The organism is Actinopolymorpha singaporensis (assembly GCF_900104745.1).
Taxonomy (GTDB): domain Bacteria; phylum Actinomycetota; class Actinomycetes; order Propionibacteriales; family Actinopolymorphaceae; genus Actinopolymorpha; species Actinopolymorpha singaporensis.
Map to the genome: position 1 here is coordinate 1,858,022 of NZ_LT629732.1, position 17,008 is coordinate 1,875,029.

The 17,008-nt window shown below is 70.1% G+C and carries 12 protein-coding genes; 3 read left to right on the forward strand and 9 right to left on the reverse strand.

Annotated features, from left to right (window positions below; genetic code table 11):
* Window positions 1-46: 46 nt before the first annotated feature.
* Window positions 47-1,543: an MFS transporter gene (locus BLU27_RS08455; RefSeq protein WP_092657389.1), complete on the reverse strand. Its 1,497-nt coding sequence runs from the start codon at window positions 1,541-1,543 to the stop codon at window positions 47-49.
* Between the two features lie 126 nt (window positions 1,544-1,669).
* On the opposite strand from BLU27_RS08455, the gene BLU27_RS08460 reads away from it, so the two are divergent.
* Window positions 1,670-2,194, forward strand: a complete 525-nt coding sequence (locus BLU27_RS08460) for a winged helix-turn-helix transcriptional regulator (protein WP_092652166.1) — start codon at window positions 1,670-1,672, stop codon at window positions 2,192-2,194.
* Window positions 2,195-2,306: 112 nt separating this feature from the next.
* On the opposite strand, the gene BLU27_RS08465 is transcribed toward BLU27_RS08460, so the two are convergent.
* The 3 genes from BLU27_RS08465 to BLU27_RS08475 form a co-directional block, all read right to left on the reverse strand.
* On the reverse strand, window positions 2,307-3,914 hold the full coding sequence (locus BLU27_RS08465) for an alpha-amylase family glycosyl hydrolase (RefSeq protein ID WP_241827854.1): 1,608 nt from the start codon (window positions 3,912-3,914) through the stop codon (window positions 2,307-2,309).
* A 419-nt stretch (window positions 3,915-4,333) separates the two neighbouring features.
* Window positions 4,334-4,957 carry a GTP cyclohydrolase II gene (gene ribA / locus BLU27_RS08470; RefSeq protein WP_092652170.1) on the reverse strand — a complete coding sequence of 208 codons (624 nt, stop codon included), beginning with the start codon at window positions 4,955-4,957 and terminating at the stop codon, window positions 4,334-4,336.
* On the reverse strand, window positions 4,954-7,620 hold the full coding sequence (locus BLU27_RS08475; RefSeq protein ID WP_277869287.1) for a bifunctional FO biosynthesis protein CofGH: 2,667 nt from the start codon (window positions 7,618-7,620) through the stop codon (window positions 4,954-4,956). The genes ribA and BLU27_RS08475 overlap by 4 nt, the downstream gene beginning before the upstream one ends.
* Window positions 7,621-7,778: 158 nt before the next feature.
* Between BLU27_RS08475 and BLU27_RS08480 the strand changes: the two genes are divergently transcribed.
* Complete coding sequence (locus BLU27_RS08480; protein WP_092652174.1) at window positions 7,779-9,485, forward strand: IS1634 family transposase; 1,707 nt, start codon at window positions 7,779-7,781, stop codon at window positions 9,483-9,485.
* A 127-nt stretch (window positions 9,486-9,612) separates the two neighbouring features.
* Window positions 9,613-11,073 carry an LCP family protein gene (locus BLU27_RS08485; RefSeq protein WP_092652176.1) on the forward strand — a complete coding sequence of 487 codons (1,461 nt, stop codon included), beginning with the start codon at window positions 9,613-9,615 and terminating at the stop codon, window positions 11,071-11,073.
* Here BLU27_RS08485 and BLU27_RS08490 read toward each other — a convergent pair.
* Genes BLU27_RS08490 through BLU27_RS08510 form a run of 5 tightly spaced genes read right to left on the reverse strand, consistent with a single transcriptional unit; the run spans window position 11,070 to window position 16,928 of the window.
* Window positions 11,070-12,158, reverse strand: a complete 1,089-nt coding sequence (locus BLU27_RS08490) for an ABC transporter ATP-binding protein (protein ID WP_092652178.1) — start codon at window positions 12,156-12,158, stop codon at window positions 11,070-11,072. The genes BLU27_RS08485 and BLU27_RS08490 overlap by 4 nt on opposite strands.
* Window positions 12,139-13,194 (reverse strand): ABC transporter ATP-binding protein, encoded by a 1,056-nt coding sequence (locus tag BLU27_RS08495; protein WP_241827855.1) that lies wholly within the window; start codon window positions 13,192-13,194, stop codon window positions 12,139-12,141. Before BLU27_RS08495 ends, BLU27_RS08490 begins: the two co-directional genes overlap by 20 nt.
* Window positions 13,191-14,102 carry an ABC transporter permease gene (locus tag BLU27_RS08500; RefSeq protein ID WP_197681740.1) on the reverse strand — a complete coding sequence of 304 codons (912 nt, stop codon included), beginning with the start codon at window positions 14,100-14,102 and terminating at the stop codon, window positions 13,191-13,193. Before BLU27_RS08500 ends, BLU27_RS08495 begins: the two co-directional genes overlap by 4 nt.
* Window positions 14,103-14,104: 2 nt before the next feature.
* Entirely contained in the window at window positions 14,105-15,109 is a 1,005-nt protein-coding gene (locus BLU27_RS08505) for an ABC transporter permease (RefSeq protein ID WP_092652182.1), read from the reverse strand.
* A 4-nt stretch (window positions 15,110-15,113) separates the two neighbouring features.
* Window positions 15,114-16,928 carry an ABC transporter substrate-binding protein gene (locus tag BLU27_RS08510; RefSeq protein WP_092652184.1) on the reverse strand — a complete coding sequence of 605 codons (1,815 nt, stop codon included), beginning with the start codon at window positions 16,926-16,928 and terminating at the stop codon, window positions 15,114-15,116.
* Window positions 16,929-17,008: the final 80 nt, after the last annotated feature.

Here is a 17,008-nt window from a genome sequence, read left to right on the forward strand (position 1 = left end):
GGACCAATCGCGGACCGTCCCGAGCGTTCTCAGACCAGTGATCCTCTCACTGCCCGCCGACAGGGGTGGCCGACCGGTCGACGATGGCACCTTCGCCGTCGGCGAGGCTGTCCGAGGCGTGGGTGCGGGGCGGAGCGGCCGGTGCGGCGCGCGAGCGGGCGAGGACCAGCGCCGCCGTGACGAGGAGCAGTGCGGCGGCAGCGACCAGAGCCACGTCGACCCCGTGGGCGGTGCCGAGCGCGGCGCCGGGCCCGGCAACGTGCCCGGTCCCGGCGCCGGTGCCGTGTCCTGCACCTGCGGTGGTCACGACGGCGACCGTGGCGGCGACCCCGAGAGACGATCCGATGTAGCGGGCGGTGTTGTTCGCCCCGGAGCCCATGCTGGCCCGTCCGGCCGGCACCGACTCGATGGCCAACCGGGCCAGGGCGGAGTTCAGCAGGCCGCTGCCCATCCCCGCGACAACCAGCCCGGCGACGGTCCGCGTCGGCGACCAGGAGCCGGCCGAGCCGAGGAGAAGCAGGCTGCCCGCGCCGGCGAGGGCGAAGCCCAGGGCGAGTTGGTGGTCCGCGCCCAGCCCCGCGCGGCGGGCCTGCGTGGCGGCGGCGAACGACGTACCCGACCACAGCGCGAACCAGCAGGCGGTGGCCAGTGGTGTCCAGCCGAGGGTGTGCTCCCAGGCGGTCGGGAGATAGCTCATCACCCCGATGACGCCGAAGCCGGTGATCAGGGCGCCGCCCACCGACAGCAGGAACGCCGGCCGGGTGAACAGGCCGAGGTCGAGCATGGGCTCTCGGGTACGGGCCTCCACCGCGACGAAGGCGCCGAGCAGCAGGACCGCCCCAGCGAACAGCGCCAGCACCAGCGGCCGGCCGAAGCCCTGCCGGCCGGCCGTGACCGCGGCCAGCAGCACGGCCACTCCCGCGCCGAGCGTCACCACCGCGGGCACGTCGGGGCGGCGGCGGACGGCGGCACGGGACTCCCGGAGCGTCAGCGCGCCGAGCAGGCCGAGGGCCGCCGAGGCGAGGGCGTACGCCCAGAAGAACGCGCGCCAGGATGCCGCGGCGGCCAGGCCCGCGGAGGCGAGCGGCCCGAGCGCGATGCCGGCGCCGAGGCTTGCGCCCCACATGCCGGTCGCGCGCACCCGGTTGTGCCCGGCCGGGAACTCGTGGCCGATGATGCCGAGCGTTGCGACCAGGATCGCCGCGCCCGCCCCGCCCTGCACCACCCGGGCGAGCACCATGACGAGTGTCGTACCCGCCGTCGCGGCCATGACGCTTCCCACCAAGGACACCGCCGTGCCCAGGAGGAACATCAGCCGGCGCCCGTGGTTGTCGGCCAGGCTGCCCGCGACCAGAAGCAGGGAGGCCAGGCCGAGCGCGATGCCGTTGAGGATCCAGGTCTGCCCGGAGGGGCCGGCGTGCAGGTCGGTGGCCATCTGCGGAAGCACGGTCATCGGCTGGGTGTAGTTCATCAGCACCAGCAGTGTCGAGACGCACGCGGCCAGCAGGGTGAGGGTCGGTCGGTGGCCCGATCTGTCCGGCATGTTCGGCATGGTCGGCATGGCGGCTGCTCCCCGGATCACGAGTTCAGTGAACGAACTGACGACAGGTCGCCAACCGTACCAGGTCTTGGTTCGGTGAACGAACTAACGAGGAGTAGGATCGGTGCCGTGGCACTCGGCAAGGACTACCAGGGACAGGACTGCTCGCTGGCGCGCGCGCTCGAGCTCGTCGGCGAACGCTGGACGATGCTGGTGCTGCGGGACGCGTTCTACGGCGTACGCCGGTTCAGCGACTTCGCCGACCACCTCGGCATTCCGCGCGCCGTGCTCACCGAACGCCTGCAGGCACTGGTCGAGGCAGGCGTCCTGGCCCGGCAGCGTTACCAGGAGTCCCCGCCGCGCGACGAGTACGTCCTCACCGAGGTGGGCCAGGAGCTGTGGCCCGCGCTGTACGCGCTGTCCCGCTGGGGCGAACGCCATCGGACCACCGGCAAGCCGCGCCGGGTGTTCCGGCACGCCGGGTGCGGCCGGCGGCTCGACCTCGCCGGCGCCTGCCCGGCCTGCGGGTACGTCGTTCCCCCCGCCGAGGTGGAGACCCGCCTCGGCCCCGGCGCCGGACCGGTCCGTGACGATCCCGTCAACCGCGCGATGGCCAAGCCGCACCGGCTGCTCGAACCACTTCTCCCGGCGTAGGGCCCCGGCGGTGGCGCCTGCCCGCGCCGCGGGTTCGCGACCGCGCCCGGCTCGTCGTCCTCGCCTACGAGTCCGGCCTGCTCACCCCGCGACTCCTGACGATCTCAGGCACTCACCTCGTCGTCGGTGGGGTTGTCGTGGTGGTACCAGACGGTGGTGTTGGGGGGATGGTGTCTGGGGGGTGGGGGGTGGGGTGGGTGGTGAGGATGGGTTGGCCGGGGTGGGGGTGTGGTGTGGGGATGGGGTGGTGGGTGGTGTTGGTGTAGGTGGTGAGGTGGGTGCCGCGGGTGAGGGCGAGGAGTCCGGGTGGGGTGTTGTTGTGGATGGTGAGGGTGTGGGTGGTCAGGTCGGGGATGGTGCGGCGTAGGGCGAGGGCTTGGCGGTAGAGGTTGAGGGTGGAGGTGGTGGTGTGGTGTTGGGTGTCGGCGGCGAGGTCGGCCCAGGTGGGGGGTTGGGGTAGCCAGGCGGGGGTGGTGGTGGTGGGTGGGGAGAAGCCGTGGTGGTGGTCGGGGTTGGTGGTCCAGGGCAGGGGGACGCGGCAGCCGTCGCGGCCGGGGCGGGTGCCGTTGCTGCGGTGGTACATGGGGTCCTTGAGGACCGTTTCGGGGAGGTCGAGGACGTCGGGCAGGCCGAGTTCTTCGCCTTGGTAGAGGTAGACCGCGCCGGGCAGGGCGAGCATCAGTGCCGCCTGCGCGCGGGCGCGGGCCAGCCCGATCTGTGCGGGGTCGGCACCGGCCGGCAGCCCCTCCTCACCGTCTTGTTCGGTGGTGGTGGTGGTGGGGGTGTGGCGGGTGACGGCGCGGGGCAGGTCGTGGTTGTTGGCGACCCAGGCCACCCCGCCTGGGTGGTGGGCCAGGGCGGTGTCGATGACGCGCCGGTAGGCCTGGGCGTCGAAGGTGGCGTGGGCGAAGGGGAAGCAGAAGGTGTGGTGGAGTTCGCCGGGGCGGGTGTAGTCGGCCACGGCGGCGGGGTCGGTCAGCCCGACCTCGCCGATCAGCAGCCGGTCCCGCCCGTCGGCGGCGGTGTAGGTCTCGACCAGTGCCCGCCAGGACCGCCACACCTGGTGCACGGCCGGCTGGTTCCAGGCGTGGGGGTTGACCGGGTCACCGGTCGCCTCGTCCGCGGCGGCGTCGGGGTGGTCGGGCAGGCCGGGCTTTTTGTGCAGGCCCTGGGCGACGTCGATCCGGAACCCGTCCACGCCGCGGTCCAGCCAAAACGACAGCACCTGCTCGAAATGGGCGGGCACGTCGGGGTGGGTCCAGTTCCAGTCCGGCTGTTCGGCGGCGAAGGTGTGCAGGTACCACTGCCCCGGTGACCCGTCCGGCTCACTGATGCGGGTCCAGGCCGGCCCGCCGAAGATGGACCGCCAGTTGTTCGGCGGCAACTGCCCGCCCGGGCCCCGGCCGTCGGCGAAGTGGAACCGGGCCCGCTGCGGGCTGCCCGGCCCCGCGGCCAGCGCGTCAGCAAACCAGGGGTGAGCGATCGAGGCGTGGTTGGGCACCACATCCAAGATCACCCGGATCCCGTGCCCGTGCGCGGCCTCGACCAGATGATCGAAGCACTCCAGCGACCCGTACGCCGGGTCCACCGCGCAGTGATCAGCCACGTCATAACCATGATCATGCCCAGGCGAGGCGTAGAACGGGTTCAGCCACAACCCGTCCACACCCAAACCCGCCAGATACGGCAACTTCTCCACCACACCCGCCAGATCCCCCACACCATCACCATCAGCATCACAGAAACTCCGCACATACACCTGATACACAACCGCACGACGCCACCACTGCGAACCAAGCTCGTGGAGGGGGGCGTCCGGGGACGGCTGCAGGGTCTGCACGGCTGCGGGAGCCGGGGGTGGCACCGAGGCGGACAGCGAGGTCGCCGTCGGCGTGAAACTGTGCCGGAGGGCTTCCTGCGTGGCGTTGATCTTAGGAGGCATCGCGTGGACCTTGGGGCCTTGGAACCTTGGGACTTTGGTCATCGATCTGGTGGGACCTTCCCCACGCTTGCACCAGGACCGTCGTCGTGCATCGGTAGCCATACCTAGGCAGGTACGTAAGAACGCGGTGGCACACCCGTCGAACCGCAGCGCAAGGCGGCCTTGACGCGATGCCAGGGACACCCCGGGCAGGCGGGTCAACCGGTGGGCAGGATGTGCCCGAACCTGTCCCGTTTGGTGGCGAGGTAGCCGGCGTTCTCCGGATTGGCCGCAACCACGAGTGGTTCGCGTCCGGCAACGCGGATGCCGCCCTCGGAAAGGCCCGCGGCCTTGGCCGGGTTGTTGGACAGCAACCGGACCCTGCCCACGCCGAGGTCGGCCAGGATCGCCGCGGCGTCGGCGTAGTCGCGGGCGTCGGCGGGCAGCCCCAGTGCCAGGTTGGCGTCGACCGTGTCGTGCCCGTCGTCCTGGAGCGCGTACGCCGCGAGCTTGGCCGCCAGGCCGATGCCGCGTCCCTCGTGTCCGCGCAGATAGACCACGACGCCCTTACCCGCTTCGGCGATCATGGCCAGCGCAAGCCGAAGTTGCGGTCCGCAGTCACAGCGCAACGAGCCGAGCACGTCACCGGTCAGGCATTCCGAGTGCAGCCGGACCAGCGTCCCGGCGCCGTCGGCGTCCTCACCGCCACCGGCGACGTCGCCGCGCACCAACGCGAGGTGGTCCACGCGGCGGGTGCGATAGCCGTAGGCGGTGAACTCGCCGTACTCCGTGGGCAGCCTGGTCATGGCCACCCGCTGCACCACGCCGTGCCGGGCGGTCATCGCAGCAGCGGCAGGGGGCGGCGAACGGCGGCGCAGACTCCGTCGCTCGCCTCGGCGGCAGCCACGCGTTCCGGATCGGGTGCGCCGTAGCCGGTGGTGCGCTGCCGCAGCGGGCGTCCGGTCGGCGCGGCCAGTGCGCGCAGGTCGCTGATCGTCTTGTACGAGCCGTTGTCGGCGCCCGCCATCCGGCTGATCGTCTCCTCCATCAGCGTTCCGCCGAGGTCGTTGACACCGCCGTCGAGAACCGAACGGCACAGCTCGGCGCCGAGCTTCACCCAGGAGCACTGGATGTTGTCCACCAGCCCGTTCAGGAGCAACCGGGACAACGCGTGCACGGCCCGGTTCTCCCGCGCCGTCGGCCCCGGGCGGGCCAGTCCGGCGAGGTAGATCGGTGCACTGGTGTGCACGAACGGCAGCAGCACGAACTCGGTGAACCCCGGCCGCCCGTTGGTCTCCAGGCTCCGGCGTTGCAGGGAGGCGATCAGCTTGATGTGGCCGACCCAGTGGGCGGGGGTGTCGACGTGGCCGTACATCATCGTGGAGGTGGTGGGGATGCCGAGGTCGTGCGCGGTGCTCACCACCTCCACCCAGCTGGCCGTTGGCAGTTTTCCCTTGGTCAGCGTCCAGCGGACGTCGTCGTCGAGGATCTCCGCGGCCGTGCCTGGCAACGAGTCCACACCGGCCTCGTGTGCACGTTGCAGCCACTCCCGGACCGGCAGATCCGTACGCGAGACGCCGTTGATGACCTCCATCGGGCTGAACGCGTGCAGGTGTATGTCCGGCTGACGGCGCTTGACCTCGGCCGCCAGGTCGAAGTACGCCGTACCCGGCAGGTCGGGGTGAATCCCGCCCTGCATGCAGATCTCGGTCGCGCCGGCCTCCCACGCCTCGTCCACCCGGTCGCCGACCTGCTCCAGGGACAACGTGTAGGCGTCGGCGTCGGTACGCCGCTGGGCGAACGCGCAGAAACGGCAGCCGGTGTAACAGACGTTGGTGAAGTTGATGTTGCGGGTCACCACGAACGTGATGTCGTCGCCGACCGCCTCGCGGCGCAGGTCGTCGGCCATCCGGGTGAGCGTCTCGAGCTCGGCGCCGTCGGCGTGCAACAGTGCCAGCGCGTCATCGTCGCTCAGCCCGGCCGGGTCGCTCTCGGCCCGGCGCAAGGCCGCCTTGACATCGGCGTCGAAGCGTTGCGGCGCGCTGGACACCTGGCCGGCGAGTTCGTCCCAGTCGCCGTAGACCGAGTCGAAGTCGCCGCGCCGGTCCTCGGTGCGCCCCTCGGTGTCCACGGTCACGTGCAGGTCCGTACGACCGGTGCCGGCGTCGGCCGGCCAGCCGCCGTCGGGTTCCTGCCAGGGCAGGCCCACCGGCATCGCGTCCTCGTCGGCCAACCCGGTGTCGGGGTCGACGAGCGCCTGGACGTGCCGGCGCAGACGCGGGTCGAGCCAGGGCTCGCCGGCCCGGACGTACTCGGGGTAGATCGTCAGCCGCTCCCGCAGCTCGAACCCGCCCGAGGCCGTACGCCGGGCCAGGTCCGCCACCTGTGGCCAGGCGCGCTCGGGATTGACGTGGTCCGGCGTCAGCGGCGAGACGCCACCCCAGTCGTCGATGCCGGCCGCCAGCATCAGTGCGTACTCGTCGTCGATGAGGTTCGGCGGCGCCTGGATGCGCACGCTCGGCCCCAACACGAGCCGGGCGACCGCGATGGTCGCGGCCAGGTCGCGCAGGTCGGCGTCGGGCGCGGACCGCATCTTCGTGTCCGGTTTGGCGCGGAAGTTCTGCACGATGACTTCCTGGATGCCGCCGTAGGTGCGGGCCACCCGGCGGATCTCGAACAACGCCTCGGCGCGTTCGGCCTGCGTCTCACCGATGCCGATGAGCAGACCGGTGGTGAACGGCACGGCGCTGCGCCCGGCGTCCTCCAGCACCCGCAGCCGGACGTCGGGGTCCTTGTCCGGTGAGCCGAAGTGAGGTCCGCCTCGCTCGGTGAACAGCCGGCGCGCGGTGGTCTCCAGCATCATCCCCATCGACGGCGCGACCGGCTTCAGCCGCTGCAGGTCACGCCAGGACAGCACGCCGGGGTTGAGGTGGGGAAGCAGCCCGGTCTCCTCCAGCACGCGGATCGCCATCGCGCGTACGTAGGAGAGCGTGTCGTCGTAGCCCGCCTCGTCCAGCCAGTCGCGGGCGGCCTGCCAGCGGTCCTCCGGCCGGTCGCCGAGGGTGAACAGCGCCTCCTTGCAGCCCATCGCCGCGCCCTGGCGGGCGATGTCGAGCACCTCGTCGGGACTGAGGTACGGCGCGGGCAGCCGGCCGGGCACGGTCACGAACGTGCAGTAGCCGCAGCGGTCCCGGCACAGCCGGGTCAGCGGGATGAACACCTTGCGGCTGTAGGTGATCACGCCCGGGCGGCCCGCGGCGACCAGGCCGGCGTCGCGCACCCGGGAGGCATGCCCGGTGAGCGTGTCGAGGTCGGCGTCCCTGGCGTGCAGGAGGACGGCGGCCTCGTCGACGTTCAGCGTCTTGCCCGCGCCGGCCCGGGCCAGGGCCCGCCGCATCGCCGATGCCGGAGGCGCCGGTTCCGCGGGTGGGCTCGCCGTCGGCGGTGCGACCGTCGCGGCCGTCGTGGCGGAGGTGGCGGTCGGCTGCGTGCGCTGGGAATCCACGTCCGGAACGCTAGGCCGGTACGCCGGGCACCCGCCACCACGCCGCCACCGGGCTTCGACGGCAAGCCTTCGTTGACACCCGCTGGAGAGGCGTTGGCGCTGGTCACAGCGGAATCGCCCGGTGGCGAGAACCACTGCCGCACGGTATTACCTAAAGTATGGCGTCGGTGATCGGCAAGACGGTGAACGGCCGGACCTTCTACTACCTCGCGGAGTCCGGCCGGGTAGGTGGAGCGCCACGGGTGGTGGCTCAGCGTTACCTCGGCAGCGCGGAGGACATCGCCGCCGCGCTGGCCGGTGAGCGCGGCCCGGCGCCCACGCCGACGCACACCCGGCACCTCGCGTTCGGTGACGTCGCGGCCGTGTGGCGGGTGCTCAGCGACCTCGCCGTGGTGGACCTGGTCGACGGTCTCGTCGGCTCCGGCCGTGGCCGGGTCTCCGTCGGCACCTACCTCGCGCTGGCGGTGGCCCGCCAGGCGGTCGCCCCCGAGTCCGAGCCGGGCGACGTCGACCTCGGGGAGTGGTGGTCGACCACGGCGGCGCAGCGGTTCGTCCGCCCGAGGATCGACCCGGGTGCGCTGGACCGCCGAGCGTTCTGGCGGGCCATGGGACGACTGGGGCCGGAGCGGCGCCGGCTGCTCGAGGCGGGCGTGCTCGACCGGCTGCGGGGCGAGCTCGCCGGAGGGACCGACCGCGCGGAGCCGGCCGGGCCCGTACTCGTGCTCGACGTACCTCACTTCACGACGTACGCAGGTCCCACCGACGCCGGCGGCGACGACCCGGCCGGCGAGCCGTGGCTCGCCGGCCTGGCGGCCGCGGTCACCCTGGACGGCGCGGTTCCGCTGACCGCCGAGCTCTACCGGCACGGTGACCCGGCGACCACCGCGTTCACCGTGCTCAGTGATCGGCTCACCGCCCGGTACGCCGGGCTGGGTGGGCAGGGACGGGTGACGGTCGTGGTGGACGCCGGCCAGTCCGCCGAGGTCGACTTCGCCGCGCGTGCCGGCCGGCACTTCGTCGCCTCGCTGCCGCTGACCGACCATCCCGAGCTGGCCGCTCGGCCGGCGACCGGCCGGCGGGCGGTGGATCGGGAACGGTTTCCGGGCGTGACCGCGCTGGACACCCGCGCCCGGGTCGCCGGAGTGGACCGCCGGGTCATCCTGGTGCACTCCAACGCCCTGCGGGCGGCGCAGACCCAGGCACTCGCCCGCGACCTGAGCAGCGCCACCCGGCGGCTGGCCGACCTCGCCGGGTCCCTGGAACGCCGTACCCTCCACCGGTCACGGGAGCAGGTGGCCGCCGAGGTCGCCCGCATCACCCGCTTCCGGTGGGTCGAACGCGTGCTCTCCACCAGCCTGACCAGCAGTGACGAGGGACTGCGGCTGCGCTGGAAGGTCGACGAGGCGGCTCTCGGCCGGCTGCGGCACGAGGTGTTCGGAAAACAGGTGCTGGTCACCGACCACGAGGACTGGCCCGTGGCCGACGTACTCACCGCCTACCGCGCCCGCTACCGGCTGGAGTCGACACTGCGCCAGTTCGTCGCCCCGGTGACCGCCGCGCCGTCGCCCCGGTGGCGGTGGTCCGACGAACGCGTGGCGGTGCACTCGCTGGTGTGCCTGCTCGCCACCACGGCTGCACACGTGATGCGGCGGCGCGCGCAGCACGCCGGAGTGGACCTGTCGGTGCGCGACCTCTTCGCGCGGCTGGCCGGGATCGAGGAAACCGTCGTCACCTATCCGTCGACCGGCGGGCGGCCGCGGGTGCGTCGGGTGCTTGTCGACCTGGATCCGCTGCAGCGACAGCTGTGCGCGGTGTTCGGGTTGGACGAGTGGGCGCCGGGAAGGGCGCCGGGACCTGTTACGTAGCACGGAATTCGGGCCACGACAGACGCCGCACATCGCATGGGGGAAAGAAAGTAAAAAGCATTCTCCGGGCTTTCCACGAGTCCTGCCCGGCGGGTTTGGACTCAGCGGCACGCGGGAGGTTGCGGATATGCGCGAGGACGAAGAGCAGGGCAAGGGGCCTTTGTCGTACCACTATGAACAGTACGACAAATCTCGCCGCCGCCACCATGGATACCGCCGGGCACTGGGCCTCACCGTGCTCGGGACGATCATTCCCGGCAGTGGTCTGGTGATCGCGGGCCGGCGCCGGATCGGCTGGGCAATTCTGGTGCTGGCCGCACTCGTCGCCGGTTTCCTCGGTTATCTGTTGCTGCTGCACCGCGACACCGTGCTGCACTGGGCGGTTCAGCCCGGCGCGCTGGTCGTGATCGGCACGGTGCTGCCCGCTCTGGCACTGGCCTGGGTGTGCGTCATCATCGCGACGTACCGCTCCCTGCTGCCGCGCGGCGTAGCGACGTTCCAGCGGATCATGGGGTACGGCCTGGTGGCGGTGCTGGCGCTGGTGACCGTGGTGCCGCTCGGCGTCGGCGGACGCTACGCGCTGGTGCAGAAGGACGTCGTACAGAACGTCTTCGCCGGCTCGCACAGCCGCAGCGCGACCGCGCCCAAACACGTGTCGGTGAAGAATCCCTGGGCCGGCAAGCCCAGGGTGAACATCGCGCTGCTCGGCGGCGACGGCGGACCGGACCGGGTGGGCGTGCGCACCGACACGGTGATCATCGCCAGCATCGACACCCGCACCGGCAACACCGTGCTCTTCAGCCTTCCGCGCAACCTGGAGAAGATTCCGTTCCCGAAGGGATCGGTCCTCGCCGACGCGTACCCGAACGGCATCTTCGACGGCAAGGGCAACAGGCTGGAGTGGATGCTGACCGCGGTCTACAGGAACGTTCCCGAGCAGTTCCCCGGCCTGCTGAAGAGCGACAACCCGGGTGCGGACGCGGTCAAGCTGGCCGCCGGTGGCGCGACCGGCCTGAACATCGACTACTACGTACTGGTCAACCTCGAGGGCTTCCGGGAGCTGGTCGACGCCCTGGGCGGCATCACCGTCAACGTCAATTCCAAGATCCCGATGGGTGGTGAGTCGTCGGCCGGCCTCAAGCCCGGCGGCTGGATCCTGCCCGGACCCAACAAGCACCTCGACGGGTTCCACGCGCTGTGGTTCGCCCGCGCGCGGTACGGCGCCGACGACTACGCGCGGATGCGGCGGCAGCGCTGCACCGTCAAGGCGATCGTCGACCAGGCCGACCCGGTGAAGCTGCTCACGAGGTACGAAGCGCTGGCCAGGACGGCGAAGGACATCGTGCTGACCGACATCCCGCAGAGCCTGCTGCCGGCGGTCGTCGACCTGTCCCTGAAGGTGAAGAAGGCCGACGTCACCAACGTGGCGTTCACCAACGAGCTGATCAGGTCCGCGCACCCCGACTACGACTTCATCCACAACCGGGTCAAGGAGGCGCTGCGCGAGAGCGAGAACGGCACCGCGGTCAAGCAGGCCGCGGACGACCTCGACACCGCCTGCGCCTACAAGGGCCGCAAGAAGCCCTAGGACTTCGGAGCGGACACGGTGAGCAGCTCGCTCAGCCTCTCCTTGGGCAGGGCGGGCTGCTCGGCGTGCAGGAAGCAGGTCGCGGCGTGGTCGGGCCCGGTGAGGTAGGGCGGCGGCGCGTTCTCCACACACCTCGCCATCACCGCCGGGCAACGGTCGGCGAACCGGCAACCGTGGTGGTCCTCCGGGACGGTCACCTTCTCACCACGTCCGGTGCGTTCCTGTCCCCACGGCCGCTGTGGGTCCGGCCACGGGATCGAGTCGATGAGCAGTTGGGTGTACGGGTGCTTCGGTGCACTGATCACCGACTCGACGTCGCCGGCCTCGACGATGGTGCCGCGGTACATCACCAGGATGTGGTCGCTCACGTGGTAGGCGGTGCCGAGGTCGTGGGTGATGTAGAGAATCGGCACTTTCAACGTCTGGTTGACAGTGCGCAGGCTCTCCAGAATCGTCGCCCGCAGGGAGGCGTCGACCATCGAGACAGGCTCGTCGGCCACGATCAGCTTGGGCCGCATCATCAGCGCCCGCGCCACGGTGACCCGCTGGCGCTGGCCGCCGGACAGCTGGTGCGGATACCTGCCGAGCGTCTCGTCCGCCCGCAGCCCCACCGTCTCCAGGGCCGAGACCATCAGGTCGTGCCGGTCCGCGCGTGACTTCGCCAACCGGAACTTCGCGATCGGGACCGTCAGCACGTGGTCGACCCTGTAGAACGGGTTGAACACCGAGAACGGGTCCTGGAAGACCGCCTGCACGTCGCGCCGGAACTCCCGCATCCGGGCGCCACCGAGGCTCGCGACATCGCTGCCCTGGTAGAGGATCGTGCCCGACGTGGGCGAGATGAAGCCCATCAGCAGCGACGCCAACGTCGTCTTGCCGCTGCCGCTCTCGCCCACCACCGAGATGATCTGCGGCGTGTCGCCGGCGACGGTGAGCGAGACGTCGTCCAGCGCGACGGTGGCGTTACGGGACAGCACCCGGCCGCCGTACACCTTGGTGACGTTGCGGAGCTCGATCAGCGGTGCGTGCGTACGCGCGCTTCCGGCCGCGGTGGTGACACCCTGGTCAGTGGTCGGCTTCGCCATGGTGCTCCTCGTGCAGGTGACAGGCGGCGAACTGGTTGGGCCGGTGCTCGCGGTAGGCCGGCACCGTGGTGCGGCACACGTCCATCACCCGCGGGCACCGCGGATGGAACAGGCAGCCCGGCGGCAGCGACTTCAGCGAGGGCGGCAGTCCGGGGATGCCGCGGAACGTGCCGCGGTCCTCGAGTTTGGGCAGGCTCTCGATCAGCAGGTCGGTGTACGGGTGCAGGGGTTCGGCGAAGATGTCCCGGATGGGGGACAGCTCGGCGAGCTTGCCGGCGTACATCACGGCCAGCCGGTCCACCGACTGCGCCATCAGTCCCATGTCGTGTCCGATCAGGATGACCGCGACCTGCAGCTCCTGCTGCAGGCGCACGATGGTGTCCATCACCTGACGCTGCACGACGACGTCCAGTGCGGACGTGGGCTCGTCGGCGATCACCACCTTGGGCCGCATGGCGACGGCGATCGCGATGCAGGCACGTTGTTTCATCCCGCCCGACAGCTCGTGCGGATACATCCGGCCCACCTCGCGGCGCAGCCCGACCGACTCCAGTGCCTCCCGGGCCCGGTCCAGGAGCGCGCGTTTGGACGTACGCCCGTCGGAGTGGTCCTCGAGAGTGTCGATGATCTGGTCCTCGATCCGGGCCACCGGGTTGAGGGAGTTCATCGCGCCCTGGGGAATCATCGCGATCTCCCGGGCCCGCCGGGCACGCATCGCCCGCTCCGGCAGCGGCACCAGGTCGGTGCCGTCAAGGAGGAGTTGCCCACCGGCGATCCGGCCCGGTCTGCGGATCATCCGCATCAGGGCCAGCGCGACGGTGGACTTGCCCGAACCGGACTCACCGACCAGTCCCATCCGTTCACCGGGCATCAGGTCGAAGGAGATGCCGTTCACGGCCCGCACCACGCCGGTGTCGGTGTGGTACTCCACCCGCAGGTCGCGTACCGACAGCACCGGCCTCGCCGACGGCGCCGGGTTCGTCGAGGACCCCGTGGAGGCCGAGGACCCTGGAGCGGCGGTGGACGCGGAGCTCATACGGACCTCCGGGAACGCGGGTTGGCCCATTCGTCGAGGGCGAAGGAGATGAAGTACAGCGAAAGGATCAGCAGAATGATGATGGCGATCGGGATGCCCCACCACCACCACAGGTTGCGCAGCAGTGCGGAGTACTTCTGCATCCAGAAGAACGTCATGCCCAGCGTGGGTTCGCGCTGGGAACCCAGGCCGAGCAGTTCCAGGCCGAGCGCGCCGTACACGGCGCCGATCAGCGCACCGACGAAACCCGCCAGCAGGAACGGCGCGAGGTTGGGCAGCAACTCCCGGATGATGATCTCCGGCCCGCGCATCCCCGACAGGCGGGCCATCTGGATGAACTGGCGTTCCCGCAGCGACAGCACCTGCGCCCGGATGCCGCGGGTGGGCCCGGGCCAGGCGAACGCCGCCAGGATGAACGCCATGTTCTCGATGGAGATGTACTGCTGCAGGAGTGAGGCGATGACCACCATCACCAGGAAGCTCGGGATGGTGAACATGACGTCCACGATCCAGCGGATCGCGCTGTCGATCCAGCCGCCGTAGAACGCCGAGATCAGGCCGAGCACGATGCCGACCGCCAGGCCGATCGACCCGGCCAGCAGGCCGATCTTGAGGCTGAGCCGGGTGCCCACGACCATCACCGCGAGCATGTCGCGGCCCTGCGCGTCGGTACCGAACGGATACTCCCACGACGGCGCCAGGCTGGCCGGTGCCGCCAGCGGATACGGCGCCTTCACCGTGTCCACGAACAGACTGCCGGCGGTGGAGAACAACACCAGGCCGAGGAAGATGACCAGCCCCACCGCCAGCAGCGGGTTGCGGCGGACGTAGCGCAGGAACGAGCCGGCACGACCGGTCCAGGCCTGCCGTCCCGGCATGGTCATCGATGTCGTTGCAGGGGTGACCATGCTCACCTCCGGTCGTAGCGGATGCGGGGATCGAGCAGCGGATAGATCAGGTCGACCGCCAGGGTGGCGATGCACACGGCGAAGACCAGGATCATGGTGATTCCGTACAGCAGGTTGTAGTCGAGCACCTGGATGGCGGAGTTGATCAGGCCGCCGAGCCCCGGATAGGCGAACAACGTCTCCACCAGCACGGTGGAGAAGATGAACGTGCCGAGTGACATCACCAGGCCGGTCACCTGAGGCAGCAACGCGTTGCGAACGGCGTACCGCAGGAACACCCGGCGCGGCCGCAGCCCCTTCGCGTCGGCGAAGGTGATGTAGTCCTCGCCCACGGTCATCACCATCAGTCCGCGCATCTGCAGTGCCTGCCCGCCGAGTTGGAACAACACAAGCGCCAAGGCGGGCAGGAACGCGTGGTCGATGACGTCGCCGACGAAACTCAGGCTCCAGCCCGGGTCGGCCGTCTGGGAGTACGCCCCGGCCAGCGGGAACACCTTCAACCGGAACGCGAACAGGTAGATCAGCAGGAAGCCGAGCACGAACGCCGGCACCGCGCTGGTGAGCATGCTCACCGGCACCAGGGCCCGCAGCCAGCCGGGCGAACGCGGCCAGCCGAGCGCCGCGCCCAGCACCGTGCCGACGACGAACGCGATCAGGATCGACACCAGGCCGAGGCAGATCGTCCACGGCAGGGCGTCACCGATGACGGAGTTGACCGTCCGCGGGTACTGCGAGATCGAGTAGCCGTAGTCGAACTGCACCACCTTCAGCAGGGCATGGAGATACTGCTTCCACAGTGGCTGGTCCAGGCCGTACTGATGGGCGTACGCGTCGGCCATCGCCTGCAGACCGGTCTGGTTGCGCCCACCCTGGGTCGCGGCGAGCTGCAGGCGTTCCTTGATCGGGTCGCGCGGGCTGAGCTTGGGGATGAAGAAGTTGATCGTCGCCGCGGTCCACATCACCAGCAACAGCAACAGGATGCGGCGAACGAGGTATCGCCACGACACCGGCTCACCCCTTCGCGGACTTGAGGTGGCTGAGCTCCAGCGGAAGCGTCTTGAACCAGAACGCCCCCGGCAGGTACGGGTCGGACTTCGACGGCCAGCCGGTCCAGTACGTCGTGTTGAACGGGATCCGGTGCAGCCACTGCACGATCGGCGTGTGCGGAAGGTTCTTCAGGTAGATCTCCATTGCCTGCAGGAACAGCGGGAGTTCGCCCGGGTCGCCGACCGGCAGACCGCTCATCCGCTCCACGATCTTGTCGTACTCAGCGTTCTTCCAACGGCTGCTGACGTCGCCCTGCACGCCGACCTTCGACACGTGCCGGGAGTGCATGAGTTCCAGCGACGGGTATGGGTCGGCGATGGCACCGGCGAATCCGAAGAGGAACAGCTTCGCCGAGCCGTCCGCGATCCGGGTGTAGCTGTCCGAGGGCGCCTGGTGGGAGGCGTTGAACCCGGCGGCCCGCAACTGCTCGGCGAGGATGGGACCGTAGTCGGTGGTGAGGTCCTGCAGGCCGTAGATCGTGGCGTCCAGCCGCTTGCCGGACTTGTCCACCCAGAGGTTCTGGTTGTCCTTGGTGAACCCCTTGCTGGTCATGATCTGCTCGGTCTTCGCCGGGTCGTGGGCGTTGGTCGGGTAGCGCTTCAGGGTGGGCTGCAGTGCGTCGAAGTACTTCTGCAGCGGCGGGAAGTTCGGGAACGGCAGCTGCGAGATCGTGCCGGCGCCCTCGTATCCGACCGCCACCAACTGGTCGCGGTCGATGGCGTGGTTGACCGCCCGCCGCACGTCCGGGTCGTTGTACGGCGGAACCGCGCAGTTGAAGAACAGCGACTGCGGCCACCAGTCGATGTAGCCGTAGGGCGCGGAACGCCCGGTCCAGGTGACGATCTTCGGGTTCTCCTTCACCACCTGCTTGATCACCGGCGGCCGCAGGTCGAGGGAGGAGTCCAGCTCATTGTTGATCAGCCGCTGCGCGGTGTTGGTCGGGTCGGTGAACGGAACGACGATGACGCGCTCGGGCCCTGGCTGCTCGGCGATCTGGGCCTTGACCGCCCACCAGTCGTCGCGCCGGTCCAGCAGCCGGCGCTGGTTGGTCCAGTCGACCATCTGGTAGGGGCCGGTGACGACCGGCCACTTCTTCGCCGGGTCGTAGAAGAGGAACTCCGCCTGCTTCTTCTGCTGGGAGAAGATGTGCTCGGGTACGAGGAAGATGCCCAGGTCGTTCTTCATGTACAGGTAGTCGAAGACGAACCTCGGCGCGGGCTTGGTGAAGCTGATCTCGACGGTGTTGTCGTCGACCGCGCGGGCGCTCTTCACCCACTCCCGCATGTCCGCGGAGTACTGCATCGCGGTGTTCTTCTTGTCCTTCAGCATCATCAGCGTGAACGCCACGTCGCCCGCGGTGAAGGGCTTTCCGTCACTCCAGGAGGCGTCCTTGCGCGTCTTGATGGTGACCTTGGTGTTGTCGGAGGTGTACGTCGGCTGGCCGTCCGCCAGCCACGGGATCGTCTCGCCGGTGAACGCCGAGTAGAAGTAGAGCGGCTCGAACATCGCCGCCAGCCCGCGCTGGTGGTTGAAGCCGGAGGCGTACGGGTTGCAGATGCCGACGTCGGACCCGTCGCCGTTGGCCAGCATCAGGGTCCTCTCCCGGGGCACCGACTTCGCCTTGCCGCGCGGGACCGGCCGGGAGGAAGTCTGCGAGGGTTGCGGTCCGGGCGGCGCCTCTGGGGTGCCACAGGCGGCGGCGAGGACCAGACCGGACGTGGCGAGTCCGGTGAGCTTCAGGAAGTCCCGTCGCGAACCGTCCGGCGACATGGGAGACATGCGTACCTCCAGCGATCAGCCCAGCTGTCAGCAAGGTCGAGCGACCTGGGGGCGGAAGGAGGACACATCGGTACGGAGCG

Coding starts and splice junctions, on each gene's coding strand:
- BLU27_RS08455 (WP_092657389.1), bottom strand. CDS start 1,543: ATGCCGGACAGATCGGGCCACCGACCGACCCTCACCCTGCTGGCCGCG.
- ribA (WP_092652170.1), bottom strand. CDS start 4,957: ATGACCGCCCGGCACGGCGTGGTGCAGCGGGTGGCCATGACCAGGCTG.
- BLU27_RS08480 (WP_092652174.1), top strand. CDS start 7,779: ATGGCGTCGGTGATCGGCAAGACGGTGAACGGCCGGACCTTCTACTAC.
- BLU27_RS08485 (WP_092652176.1), top strand. CDS start 9,613: ATGCGCGAGGACGAAGAGCAGGGCAAGGGGCCTTTGTCGTACCACTAT.
- BLU27_RS08490 (WP_092652178.1), bottom strand. CDS start 12,158: ATGGCGAAGCCGACCACTGACCAGGGTGTCACCACCGCGGCCGGAAGC.
- BLU27_RS08495 (WP_241827855.1), bottom strand. CDS start 13,194: ATGAGCTCCGCGTCCACCGCCGCTCCAGGGTCCTCGGCCTCCACGGGG.
- BLU27_RS08500 (WP_197681740.1), bottom strand. CDS start 14,102: ATGGTCACCCCTGCAACGACATCGATGACCATGCCGGGACGGCAGGCC.
- BLU27_RS08510 (WP_092652184.1), bottom strand. CDS start 16,928: ATGTCTCCCATGTCGCCGGACGGTTCGCGACGGGACTTCCTGAAGCTC.